At 33.2% G+C, this 13,236-nt stretch carries 12 protein-coding genes; all 12 read left to right on the top strand.

All coding sequences use genetic code 11. The annotated features are described in order from the left end of the window. Positions 1 to 11 precede the first annotated feature (11 nt). The 12 genes from ACTJKN_RS26745 (at position 12) to ACTJKN_RS26690 (ending at position 13,138) form a co-directional block, all read left to right on the top strand. Positions 12 to 1,337 (top strand): lipopolysaccharide biosynthesis protein, encoded by a 1,326-nt coding sequence (locus ACTJKN_RS26745; protein WP_440828674.1) that lies wholly within the window; start codon positions 12 to 14, stop codon positions 1,335 to 1,337. Continuing rightward, on the top strand, positions 1,322 to 2,350 hold the full coding sequence (locus ACTJKN_RS26740; protein ID WP_440828673.1) for a glycosyltransferase family 2 protein: 1,029 nt from the start codon (positions 1,322 to 1,324) through the stop codon (positions 2,348 to 2,350). Before ACTJKN_RS26745 ends, ACTJKN_RS26740 begins: the two co-directional genes overlap by 16 nt. 5 nt (positions 2,351 to 2,355) lie before the next feature. Beyond that, on the top strand, positions 2,356 to 3,363 hold the full coding sequence (locus ACTJKN_RS26735; RefSeq protein WP_440828672.1) for a glycosyltransferase: 1,008 nt from the start codon (positions 2,356 to 2,358) through the stop codon (positions 3,361 to 3,363). Between the two features lie 140 nt (positions 3,364 to 3,503). Next, the gene (locus ACTJKN_RS26730; protein ID WP_440828671.1) at positions 3,504 to 4,523 is read left to right on the top strand and encodes a hypothetical protein; all 1,020 of its coding nucleotides are present in this window, start codon (positions 3,504 to 3,506) and stop codon (positions 4,521 to 4,523) included. Continuing rightward, entirely contained in the window at positions 4,498 to 5,001 is a 504-nt protein-coding gene (locus ACTJKN_RS26725) for a serine acetyltransferase (protein WP_440828670.1), read from the top strand. The genes ACTJKN_RS26730 and ACTJKN_RS26725 overlap by 26 nt, the downstream gene beginning before the upstream one ends. Continuing rightward, the gene (locus ACTJKN_RS26720; protein ID WP_440828669.1) at positions 4,982 to 6,136 is read left to right on the top strand and encodes a glycosyltransferase; all 1,155 of its coding nucleotides are present in this window, start codon (positions 4,982 to 4,984) and stop codon (positions 6,134 to 6,136) included. Before ACTJKN_RS26725 ends, ACTJKN_RS26720 begins: the two co-directional genes overlap by 20 nt. A gap of 89 nt (positions 6,137 to 6,225) precedes the next feature. Continuing rightward, entirely contained in the window at positions 6,226 to 7,353 is a 1,128-nt protein-coding gene (gmd, locus tag ACTJKN_RS26715) for a GDP-mannose 4,6-dehydratase (protein WP_440828668.1), read from the top strand. Positions 7,354 to 7,363: 10 nt separating this feature from the next. After that, a complete protein-coding gene (locus ACTJKN_RS26710; RefSeq protein WP_440828667.1) occupies positions 7,364 to 8,329 on the top strand; it encodes a GDP-mannose 4,6-dehydratase in 966 nt (321 codons plus the stop codon). Further along, positions 8,326 to 9,444 (top strand): glycosyltransferase, encoded by a 1,119-nt coding sequence (locus ACTJKN_RS26705; protein ID WP_440828666.1) that lies wholly within the window; start codon positions 8,326 to 8,328, stop codon positions 9,442 to 9,444. The genes ACTJKN_RS26710 and ACTJKN_RS26705 overlap by 4 nt, the downstream gene beginning before the upstream one ends. Continuing rightward, positions 9,380 to 10,528 (top strand): mannose-1-phosphate guanylyltransferase, encoded by a 1,149-nt coding sequence (locus ACTJKN_RS26700; protein ID WP_440828665.1) that lies wholly within the window; start codon positions 9,380 to 9,382, stop codon positions 10,526 to 10,528. The genes ACTJKN_RS26705 and ACTJKN_RS26700 overlap by 65 nt, the downstream gene beginning before the upstream one ends. Before the next feature lie 271 nt (positions 10,529 to 10,799). Beyond that, positions 10,800 to 12,191: an undecaprenyl-phosphate glucose phosphotransferase gene (locus ACTJKN_RS26695; RefSeq protein WP_440828664.1), complete on the top strand. Its 1,392-nt coding sequence runs from the start codon at positions 10,800 to 10,802 to the stop codon at positions 12,189 to 12,191. 11 nt (positions 12,192 to 12,202) lie between these two features. Continuing rightward, the gene (locus tag ACTJKN_RS26690; protein ID WP_440828663.1) at positions 12,203 to 13,138 is read left to right on the top strand and encodes a nucleotidyltransferase family protein; all 936 of its coding nucleotides are present in this window, start codon (positions 12,203 to 12,205) and stop codon (positions 13,136 to 13,138) included. Positions 13,139 to 13,236 lie beyond the last annotated feature (98 nt).

Raw genomic sequence — 13,236 nt, 5'->3', positions numbered from 1 at the left:
TAATAAGAAAGTTGTGCGAAAAAGCTGGCATCGATAAAGCCATTGCTTTAACGATACTTAGCCGACTGATTCAAGCAGCCGGGGGTATAGGGTCAATAGTATTTATAGCAAAGTATTTAACAGCAAACGAGCAAGGTTACTATTATACTTTCGCCAGTATAATAGCAATTCAAGTTTTTTTTGAATTAGGGCTAAGTGGGATTATAACGCAATATACTGCCCATGAGTTTGCCCATTTGAACTGGAAGGATGGAAAGCTAGAAGGGGATGAATACTACAAATCAAGATTGTCTTCACTGTTACATTTCTGTACAAAATGGTTTGGTTTGATTTCAATTTTCTTGTTTTTCTTGTTAATAGGCGTTGGATTTTATTTTTTTAATAAATTTAATGAAAAACTTAACATTGAATGGGAGATACCCTGGATAATTTTATGTGTTTCAACATCTCTTAACTTATTTATTGACCCTATACTTGCATATTTTGATGGTTTAGGTGAAGTTAAAGATATGGCTCAAGTAAGGCTGGTTCAAAAAACCGCAATGATCGTATTATTGTTCTTATTTTTTATATTCGGTTTTAAACTTTATTCTGGTGCATTGGCTTCTTTATTTTCTATTTTAATAAACTACTGTCAAATATTATTTTCGGATAGAATTGTTAAACTTAGAGCAATATGGAGATTGCAATTGAAATGGAAAATTGAATATATGAAGGAGATTTTTCCATTACAGTGGAAAATAGCTTTAAGCTGGATAAGTGGTTATTTTATCTTTCAATTATTTAACCCTGTTCTTTTTGCAACTGAGGGTGCTAAAACAGCAGGACAAATGGGAATGACTTTGCAAGCACTGAATGGAATATCTTCTATCTCTATGAGTTGGATATCTACGAAAGTCCCATTTTTTTCCAGTCTAATTGCTAAAAAGAAGTTTACTGAGTTGGACTTTGTATTTAAAAAAACTATGTCATCATTATTCGTTGTAAGCATAGTACTGCTAATTCTCTTTAACTTAGCTTTAATGGTTCTAGAAATGTCTGGCTCTAGCTACTACTTTAGATTTTTGCCAATTAAATCCACCTTACTACTGACCACTGCATGCATATTTAACCTAGCGATATTTTGTTGGTCAACATATCTACGTTGCCATAAAAATGAACCTTTTTTGGTACTTTCAATTGTATTCGCAATTTTGACAAGTTGTTCGACATTTTTTTTAGGAAATTATTATGGTTTGTTAGGGATCGTTTCGGGTTATACTTTTTTAGTAATTGTTAGCGCCTATTTTTCATACAGAATATTTAGAAATAAACGTTTAGAATGGCACACGAATTAGTAGGAATGTTAACTATAGCAATACCCACATATAATAGGCCTGAAGCGTTGCTGAAAACATTGCAAGCAGTAATTTTGCAGTTAAGCCCAAAGGTCAAGGTATTAGTTGTTGATAATGCATCTGATGTACGGCTTGAAGAGTTTGTTCATGATAATATAAACACAAATGAATTTGATATTAAATTTATTCGAAACAAGATAAATGTTGGTGCAGATGTAAACTTTATAAAATGTTTTGAATACACAGATACAGAATTTATTTGGATCCTTGGCGATGATGACGAACTATTAGATGGTGCTGTAGATCAGGTGCTAGATGTAATAATATCGAATTCACATAAAAGTCTTATTGGAATAAATTTTCAATCAAACTTATGTTTGGAAAAAAGAAATGAAGATATTTGCATTGATACAATTTATGGTTTGGCAAATAAGTTAGATTATTTTTCAAACTTACTTTTCCTCTCTGCAACTGTATATAATCGTTCTGAATATATCAAGCATTTAAGGTTTTCTGCCTGGGGTGCCTATAGCATGGCTTCACAAATAGTGCCGCTATTAATAAGCATTTCTCAAGGAAGAACACTTATACTTGCTAAAGCTGAAACTGTCTTTAACAAACCGGAACCAGTTAAATCCAAATGGTCTGAGATTAGGTTAACATTATCATTGGTAGCATTATTGGAAGCACCAATAGCTCTTGAAAAATCTACATATAGATTGATTGGAAAAAAAATATATTCGAATTCTATTTCTATGCTTACTGTATTCGTTTGCATTATAAATAGTATTAATTATGATTTACATAAAATAGACAATTATCATCTTTACATATTTAAATTAATTTTCTCTAAGACTTTTGCTTTTAGGTCAAACAAGATTTATACATTTATTGAATATATTTTATGTTTAATATTACTAAGAATTACTTTTTTAACCAAATTGTTAATTAGAAACTCTTTTTTGAAACGTAAAATAGATAATTATACATCTTTTGATTTATTTGTAAGATAGGAAGTATGCCCAAAGTTAATATTATAATGTCTGTTTTTAATCAGGAACCATATATAATGGATTCTGTTAACAGTATTATTGGTCAAAGCTTTAAAGATTGGAATCTTATTATCGTCAATGACGGATCTATTGACAAGAGCCTCGCGCTATTAGAAACTTTTACCGACCCGAGGATCAAAATAATTAATAATGTAGAAAATAAGGGGTTAATCTTTTCTTTGAATTCAATGTTAGCCATTAGTTCTGATGCAGAATATATCGCTAGAATGGACAGTGATGATATTGCTTTCCCAACACGATTGGAAAAACAATTAAATTTTATGCTTAATCATCCTCAGACCGACATATTAGGCACTGCGATAAAAATTTTCGGGAATGAAATTAAGAGTAAAATTAGGTATGTGCCGCAGTCAAATACTAAAATCACTGAATCCCTTTTTTGTTTTAATCCGATAATGCATCCCACTTTGTTTTTTAGATCGTATTTATTAGATAAGGGGTTTTCATATGATGAAAATTATAAAGGTTATGAAGATTATGCTCTTTGGGCAAAACTGGCAGATAATTTCATTTTCAATAATTTAGATGAGCCATTATTGTGGTATCGAAGACATTCCAATAATGTAACCGCCGGATACAAGTTAGATATTGAGAAGGATAAAAGTATTTTTATTGAGATTATCAAATGCCTTTCAAAAAACCTTAACATAAAATTATCAACTAATTCTCTTGATATCTTAGCGATTATAACGAGTAGGGAGCGTTCTGTAATTAATCGAAATATCCCTATTGGAGGACTTATGGATATGATAAATGAATTCGAGGATAATTTCACTAGAAACCGGAAGAATTTTGATTATTTAAATCTACTTATTCATAATCGTGTATTTATTTACCTATTAATTACTAATAGAGTAAATGATATATTGAGATTTAAACTTAAGCAGCTTAAAAAATTTTCTATTACAGAAATAATAAGGTTTAATATAAATCAAAAACGAAATTATAGCTGATGTGGATGATAATTGATATTTCTTTAATAGTTATAATGATTTTGGGTATTTTCTTGTTTAAGAATATTTTTTTAAAACTTATCTTGCTTGTATCAATCTACCCAACATTCATTTTATGTGGCTACAAGTATAATCTCCCAATGAGAGGAGTACTTAATGTTTTTTACGATTACTTCGACGGAGAAACTAAGTCGTTTGCATTTTATACCTCTTGCCTTGCTTACCTAGTGACATTTATCACGCTATATTCAATTAGAAATAAAGAATGGAGAATGATAAGGATAGATATTCCTTTTAAATATAAGATGCTTCTTCCATTCCTATATTTAATCTCAGCTGTTATTGGCTATACAAGAGCATTTAATATTGATGTAGGAATACAGTCAGGGATTTTTGCAATCCTTTTCTCTGTATTGATTTTAACTTCGAAAGATAAAAAATTTGAATTAACATCTATTTTACATATTCTTTTTTTGATTTTTGTAATCCTTTCAGGAGAAAGGGTTGATGCCTTGCTAGCATTAATTTTACACTTTTTAATAGGGGAGAGAAACAACACCCGTAAAGTTAGTTTATGGAAAGTTATTCCAATTGTTATTGGGATGTTTCTTTTTGCTATTTTTATCGATGCTCAGAGAGCAGGTCAAGCATTTAATTTTCCATTTGTTGTTTCGTCCCTGATATCTCAACAAACTGCGGTTGACGTATGTTATGTGTATTTAACCGGTGTGGATTACTTTATAGCTAAGGGCACTAATTCTGCCCTTATGTTCAACACTGTATTTGGGGCTTTACCAGGTAAGTATGGGGGAGTTTTATCTGATTATAACTATTCAATTTTTTTAAGTAAAAATGTAATGACTAATCCTGGAGGAGGATTGTATTATACAGAAGGCTTGTTAATTGCTGGAATTCCCGGATTGATTTTTATTGTGTTTGTATGGAGTCTCTTTATTAAATTCGTTTACAAACGGAGAACACAAATTTTTACATTGATTTTCATATTGATCGTCGTTATGCAACTGCGAGTACAGTGGTATGGAGTAATATATATATACAAAATTCTTCTGTTGATATTTTTTACAAGTTTATTAAGGAAGATGTTGATTAAAATTTACAAAAAGAAAACTTTACATGGTATTTCAAGATTGGAAAATTAACAGTGGAAATGCTAAAGGAAGGATTATAACATTTTGTTACCGCCTAGCTTTTTTTATAAGACATAATAAGTTACTCACGGTATTATTTTTCTTTTATTTAATAATGTATAGATTAATAATTGAGTGGTGCTTTGGTACCGAATTGTCATGGAATATGAATGCCGGACAAAACTTAAAGATTTATCACGGACAATCTTTGATTATCAATGGTGAAACTAAAATTGGTTCAAATTGCACGCTTCGTAACTCAACAACTATAGGGAACAAGCAAACTTTGGATGGAAGCTATACAAAATGCCCTGATATTGGAAATAATGTGGATATTGGTGCAAACGTTTGTATTATTGGCGATATTAAAATTGGGGACAATGTGATCATAGGTGCAGGAACTGTCATTGTAAAAGATGTCCCAGCGAACAGTATTGTTGTAGGTAATCCAGCAAGAATAATAAAAAATAATGAAGGTATTAATAATTAACGACCATATATTAGGCGGGGGAGCAGAATCTGTTGTTAGAATGCAGATTGCAATATTGAGTCCTATGTTAGATATACATTTTCTATCAGGGGAGGATATTCATAGCAAACCGAATTTTTTCTCATATATTTACTCAAAAAAATCTTATAATGTTCTTTTCGATAAGTTAGTTAATGAAAAATATGATGTAATTCATTTGCATAATTATTATCATTTATTATCACCCTCAATCTTAAGAGCAATACTTGATTTTAAAAGGTTAGGTGGTAACATCAAGGTCGTTTATACCGCACATGACTATCATTTAGTTTGTCCGAATAGTGGTTTCTACTATTTTCACAATGGCAAAATTGAAAATTTTGACATTTCTGCTGAATGGTCTGAGATAAGGCGAAAAAATATAGATAAGAGAGGCTTTGTTCACAATTGGTTAAAAAAAAGGCAATGGAAAAATGCGTACATTGATAATGATTACCTCAATGCCATAGATATTATTACTACACCTAGTTTTTTTCTTAAACAAGTTTTGGATAGGCACATCAATAAAACAATTAAGGTTATTAGAAATCCCATCACTCTATCTTCAACAACATTGTTGCGCCAACGGTCTAAAAAAGAAATAATGGAAATAGTTTTTTTTGGCCGTCTTTCGATAGAAAAGGGTTTAAAAGAATTAATTGAAATGATAAGCCACATAAAGGAGATAAAATTTAGACTTACTATAATAGGAGCGGGTCCAGAATCTAAATCTCTGAAAAAGCAGGTAATTAATAGTAAATTAGATTCAGTAATTGAATTTAAAGGGATTATGGATAGAGAAGCTCTTCTAAAAGTGCTGCCAAATTTTGACGTATTTATACTTCCGTCAATTTGGTATGAAAATGCTCCGATGTCTATTATTGAAGCTGCAAATGCAGGGTTGAAAATTGTCACTACAAATTTAGGTGGGATGGTTGAAATTGCCAATGCTGTTGGTGGCGGTAATCATTTTGAAAAAAACAATTGGTTATCTTTGAAAAATTGTCTAGAAATAGTTCGAGAACAAATGAATGATGACAATTCCTCAAAAGGAAATCTCAGCCAGTTTTCCGAAAGTAAGTATTTAGAGAATATTCTTGAGATTTATAACAATTAACTTAATATTAATCGGATTTGAGTAAGTGGTATTATATATTGATACTGCGTATTGGTTAAGAGGCATAAAAAATATATAAAATAAAAAAAATGAAAAAAGCTTTAATAACGGGGATAACTGGTCAAGATGGTGCCTATCTTCTAGAATTATTATTAGAAAAGGGATACGAAGTTCACGGTATCAAACGAAGGAGTTCCCTATTTAACACTGATAGAATAGATCACCTATATCAAGACCCTCACTCAGATAATGTTCGTTTTAAATTGCATTATGGTGATCTTAGTGATTCTACTAATTTAATACGGATTATTCAGGAAGTTCAACCAGATGAGATTTATAATTTAGGTGCTATGAGCCATGTGAAAGTGTCTTTCGATTCTCCCGAATACGTAGCCAATGTAGATGGTATTGGAACTTTAAGGATATTGGAAGCGGTAAGAATCTTAGGTTTAGAAAAAAAGACTAAGGTTTATCAGGCATCTACTTCTGAATTATACGGTGGCATGCCCGAAAATAAAAATGATAGAGGATTTTATGATGAAAATTCACCCTTTTATCCGCGTTCACCGTATGGCGTAGCAAAGATTTATGGTTTTTGGATTACTAAAAACTATCGGGAGGCCTATAATATCTTCGCTTGTAACGGTATATTATTCAATCATGAAAGTCCATTAAGAGGAGAGACTTTTGTGACTCGTAAAATAACAAGAGCTGTAGCTAAAATTGCTCAAGGCTTGCAATCTAAATTGTATTTGGGAAACCTTGATGCTCAAAGAGATTGGGGCCACGCTAAAGATTACGTGGAAGCTATGTGGAGAATTTTGCAACAGGACGTTGCTGAAGATTACGTAATTGCTACTGGTGTGACTACAAGAGTTAGAGAGTTTGTGAGATTGGCATTTGAAGAAGTGGGCATTGTTGTTGGTTTTGAAGGTGAAGGCGTTGATGAAATTGGTAAAGTAATTTCTTGTTCAAATCCTGAATTCAAGGTTGAGATTGGCACTACTGTTGTTGCAGTTGATGCTACATATTTTAGACCTACAGAAGTTGATTTGTTAATTGGCGATCCTACAAAATCAAAAACTAAATTAGGTTGGGAACCAAAATACGATTTAGCAGGTTTAGTAAAAGAGATGGTAGCAGCTGATGTTGATCATTTCAAAAAAGAAAAGTTGTTGAAAGAAAACGGATTTTACATCAAAAGACAGTTTGAATAATATATGTAAAATGAAAAGGAAAATAGCTATTATTTCTGGGATCACGGGGCAAGATGGTGGTTATTTGGCACAGCTGCTGTCTCGTGAAAATTATACAATTGTTGGGTTAACCCGAAGTAGTCATAATTTTAGTACAAAAAATTTCAAGTATTTAAACATTAAAAATGATATTGTAATTGAAGAATGTGATCTATTAGACTTTTCAAGTATTATTAAGGTTTTGTTAAAATATAAGCCTGACGAATTTTATAATTTAGCAGCTCAAAGCTCGGTAGGTATTTCTTTTGAACAACCCATAGGTACATTAAATTATAATACACAATCTGTTCTTAATATACTAGAGAGTGTACGTTTATTGCAATTAGACACGAAAATTTATCAGGCCAGTAGCAGTGAAATGTTTGGTCAGGTGAAATCTTTACCAGTAACGGAAAGTACGCCGATGCATCCTCTAAGTCCTTATGCGATTTCAAAAGCATCAGGGTTTTGGATTGGTATTAATTATAGAGAATCTTACAAAGTATTTTGCGTCAATGGTATTTTGTTTAATCACGAATCGTATTTACGCAGCCCGAACTTTTTTGTTAAGAAAGTGATCAGAACATCATTGGAAATAAAGAAAGGCCTGAAAGATGAGCTTAGGGTTGGTAACATCGATGTGAAACGTGATTTTGGCTATGCTCCAGACTATGTTAAAGCCATGTGGCTTTCTTTGCAGCAAGATAAAGCTGATGATTATTTAATATGTTCTGGAACGTCTATTTATTTAAGGGATATTATAACCTACACAATGGATTATCTTAGCATTTCAAAAGATAAGTTAGTGGAGGATCCAGCGTTGTTTAGACCTACTGATATGGAAGATATGTTTGGTGATAACAATAAGGCAAAAACAGTTTTAGGCTGGGAATATGATAAGTCATTTTTTGATGTTCTCGAAATATTAATTAACGAAGAAGATAACAACTTTATATGATGAAAGTAGCGATTGTCCATGATGAATTGATGAGAAGAGGTGGGGCAGAGCAAGTGGTGATGACAATGCTTAAGGCTTTTCCTCAAGCTGATGTTTTTACACTTGCTTACAACCCAGAGGGTACTTATCCTGAATATAGGGATTACAAGATTACTACCTCCAAACTTCAATTTCTTTCTAAAAGCGTCAAATGGATGCAGCGACTATACTTTCCATTTGGTGTAATGGCCATGAAAGCATTGAAAGTTCATGGATATGATGTGGTTCTAATATCAAATACACATAGTGCTAAATATGTAAATATTGATAGAAATGCTTTAGTGTTTATTTACACTTATACCCCTTTTAGACTCGCGTGGAATCCGACTTCTTATAGCCAATATAATACCTCAAAAGGCATATCAAGATGGATATTTAATCAGGTTGTCGGAGTTTTAAGAAAAATTGATAAAAAGGCTGCTCAGAGGGGTGACTATTATTTAGGCATGACTGAAGAAACTGCTCAACGTATCAGAGATGCTTATGGTGTAACAGATATTAAACTTATCCCCCCAGATGTAAAGACAAAAAACTTTCATGTTTCCAGCAAACCTAAAGAGTATTATCTTTTGGTTTCCCGTCTTGAATATTATAAGAAGGCTGATCTGGCAATTGAAGCTTTCAATAAACTCGGCTTAAAATTAATTGTTGTAGGTAATGGTACGAAAGCTGAAGAATTAAAGCAGCTTGCGGAGAATAATATTGATTTCAGAAAGGGCCTTTCAAGCGAAGAACTTGCTGAGTTATATGCCAATTGTAAAGCACTTATTTTTCCACAACACGAAGACTATGGGATCACACCCCTCGAAGCAAATGCATCGGGAAGGCCGGTGATAGCCTACGGCGTTGGAGGCGTATTAGAAACCATGATCCCTTTCACTAATGATGCAACTAAGGCCACCGCAATTTTTTTCAAGGAGCAGACAGTAGAAAGTCTTATTGAGGCTGTGAAACTATCTGAACATCTTGAGTTTAACCCTGCTTTTATTAGATCAAACGCGGAAAGATTCGATGAAAATGTCTTCAAAGAGGAGCTTGAAAAATTTGTATTGCAAAAATATAATGAGCAAAAATAATTATGTATTAATTATGGCCGGCGGTGTTGGCTCCCGTTTTTGGCCAAAAAGCCGTAATGCTTGCCCAAAGCAATTTATTGATATTTTAGGAATTGGGAAATCTTTATTACAGCTAACCTATGAGCGATTTTTAAACATTTGCCCAAATGATCAAATATTCATATTAACCAATGAAAGTTATTCGGAATTAGTCACCGAACAATTGCCAGCTATTTTAAAGGCTAATATTTTGTTAGAACCTAGCCGTAACAATACTGCACCTTGTATTGCTTATGCTATTTATAAAATTGGTCAGTTAAATCCCGATGCCAATATTGTAGTTGCACCTTCAGATCATTTGATTTTAAAAGAAGATGTATTTTTAAATAAGATCGCGCTTGCTTTAGATTTTAGTTCGAAAAATGATGCCTTACTAACCTTGAGTATTACACCGACTAGACCGGATACTGGTTATGGGTACATACAGTATGAGGAATCGAGTATCGAGTATCAAGACAAATCAATCGAGATTAAAAAGGTAAATGCTTTTATGGAGAAGCCCGTTTTGGCTAAGGCAGAGGAATATTTACAAAGTGGAGATTATGTTTGGAATGCAGGAATATTTATCTGGTCAGCAGGTTCCTTGAAGAAAGCATTTGAGAAATATGCTCCCGAAATAACTGCGCTGTTTGAAAGTGGCTTGCCTTTTTATAATACACCTGAAGAGGCTAATTTTATTGCTGAAAATTACCCTTTAAGTCCTAATATCTCTATCGATTACGCCATTTTAGAAAAGGCTGATAATGTATACACTATTCCTGCTGATATTGGTTGGTCTGATTTGGGTACCTGGGCTTCTTTACATGCGGTTGGAGAAAAAGATTTCGATAATAATATGGTTAATCTTACTAAGATTAATTTGAAAGACACAAACAATTGCATTATACACTTACCCAATGATAAAGCGGCGGTAATAAGAGGATTGGATAACTACATTGTTGTTGATGATGGTGATGTACTTTTGATTTATCCAAAATCGGAAGAACAGGAAATTAAGCAAGTAGCTAAGGATATGGTTAACGAACACGGAATAAAATATGCTTAGTATACTAAGCCAAATAATATTAAGAAGTTTACATATTTGTAAACTTTTTTTGTATCTACGTATTTGCACGACTAGTCGACTATTTATTATTATATAGATACTTCTTTTCATTGGAAGGGTTTTTAAAGCTTATATTGTGTGATTATTACCGATTTTCACTTTGGTAATGATTTTTTAACTTTGAATTTAGATTTTGGGCATCAATTTTGTTCATTATGATTCATTTAAAACAAAAGCAGGAAATAAATGTTTAAGTTTTCCCTTTAAGCCTATGCAAACACGTTACTTATTTATACTCAAATATATTTTACCGATTACTGACCTGATTATGGTCAATATTGTGTACTTTTTTGCCTACGAATTTACGGCTTATATGGGAAAAGCGGTAAGTTCTGAACTACAATGGCATTATATTGTGGTGTGTAATCTGATCTGGATTGTGAGCACTACAAGCTTTGGTCTTTATAGTGAATATGGGTCGCGTAGAATCGAGCGGATCTATCGTGGAACCTGGAAAAGTGTAGTTTTACATGCGGTTTTATTTTCTATTTATCTTTTCTTTTCTAAACAAAATGATTTCTCTAGATCCTTCTTAGTGATTTTCTATGGGATGTTGGCCATTTTGTTTTTGGTGAACCGTTTTATAGGTACCTCTTTTCAGTTTTTATTATTTAATCATTTACGTGGGGTTAAATCAGTTGCTATAATGGGCAACAATGCGACAGGACTACAGTTAGCAAGTTATTTTGAAAAGCAGCGTTATATCGAATTTCACGGTTTTATTAATGACGTGCCGGAGGATTATTTAGACCGTAATGGTCAGATTTCTGATATGGTAGGACGCCAGTTTAAAATGGCAGTCGAAAAGGGGATTAAGGATATTTATGTAACCATTGCACCAGAGCGGATGGCGGATATGACGTTATTAACCGAAGAGGCAGAGCGTCAATGTGTACGCTTAAAGTTTATTCCGGATATTAGTGGTGCTTTATTATCTCCTTATACAGTAAGTTATTTGGGTAATGAATTTCCAGTAATTTCTTTACGTTCAGAACCTTTGGAGAAAATCCATAACCGCTTCAAAAAACGGGTTATTGACGTGGTATTCAGTGGTTTGGTGATTCTTTTTGTACTAAGCTGGTTATATCCGATTATTGCCTTGTTAATTAAAATGCAAAGTAAAGGTCCGGTTTTATTTAAACAGCTAAGAAGTGGTCGTGATGATGAGCCTTTTTGGTGTTTTAAGTTTAGAAGCATGCGGATGAATGCTGATAGTGATAAAAGACAAGCGAGCAAAAATGATGACCGGATTACACCGATAGGTAAATTTCTTAGAAGGTCAAGCTTAGATGAGTTGCCCCAATTTTTTAATGTGTTCATGGGACATATGAGTGTGGTAGGTCCCCGTCCCCATATGTTAAGCCATACCGAGCAATATAAAGGTATCGTAGATCAGTTTATGGTTCGCCATTTTTTAAAACCTGGAATAACGGGCTGGGCACAGGTAAACGGCTACCGTGGCGAAACCAAAGAAGATTATAAAATGGTAAAGCGCGTAGAACACGATATTTGGTATCTGGAGAATTGGAGTGCTATGCTGGATGTTAAGATTATCTTTATGACCGTAATTAATATGGCTAAAGGTGAAGAGAATGCTTTTTAATTTAGTAATCAATGAATAACAATAAGAAACCTACCTTAATTATTCTGGCGGCTGGAATGGCCAGCCGATATGGAGGAAATAAACAAACAGAATCTTTCGGACCTAGTGGTGAAACCATTATGGAATATTCCATTTATGATGCCATCAGGTCGGGGTTTGGTAAGGTGATTTTTATCATCCGCGAAGAATTTGCTAAAACTTTTGCTGCGCAAATTGAACCTAAATTAAGCGGTAAAATTGAAATTGATTATGCTTATCAGTCGCTGGAAAGCTTTAGCAATGATATTGAATTTTCGAAAGAAAGAACAAAACCTTTTGGTACTGCACATGCGCTACTTTGTTGCAAAGGTAAGGTGAGTGAGCCGTTTGCCGTAATTAACGCCGATGACTTTTATGGTTTGGATGCCTTTAATAAAGCCGATACATTTTTAACCCAAGAGATTCAGGATGATTTATTTGCATGCCTTGGATATAAATTAAAGAATACGGTAAGTGAGTTTGGCGCTGTTACCAGGGGCGAGATTAAAACCAATGCAGCAGATGACATTGTTTCTATCAATGAGCGAAGAGAGATTATTTTAAAAGATGGGCAAATTGTTAGCCTGGAAAAAGATCAACAGCAGATCTTGGCCGCGGATACGCAAGTGAGCATGAACTTTTTCTGTTTTACACCTGCTTTTATTGATTGGATGGAAGATAAATATTATCAATTTTTATCAGAAAATAAGGATGAGCTTAAAGCAGAGTTTCTTATACCAGAAGTAGCTGATCAATTAATCACAAACGGTGAAGCGCGTATCAAAGTTATTGCTACAGATGCCAAATGGTTCGGTGTTACCTTTAAGGAAGATGCAGCTATAGTGAAGGAAGAGCTGTTAAAACTTTCTAATACACAAACCTATCCTGTTGATCTTTGGGATGTAAGTACTCCGATAACACAATTATAGTTCTTTAAAGCCCGAAGGGGCTTTTCTTTTATCGAAATTTGGAGAGGATCGTTAATTTCATAATTAATAACGTTCTTTGCCTTTTGAATTAAAATTTA

Origin of the sequence: Pedobacter sp. 22163 (assembly GCF_052045595.1) — a bacterium.
Taxonomy (GTDB): domain Bacteria; phylum Bacteroidota; class Bacteroidia; order Sphingobacteriales; family Sphingobacteriaceae; genus Pedobacter.
Note: the sequence above shows the minus strand (reverse complement) of the source record. Positions and strands in the feature narration are given on the sequence as shown.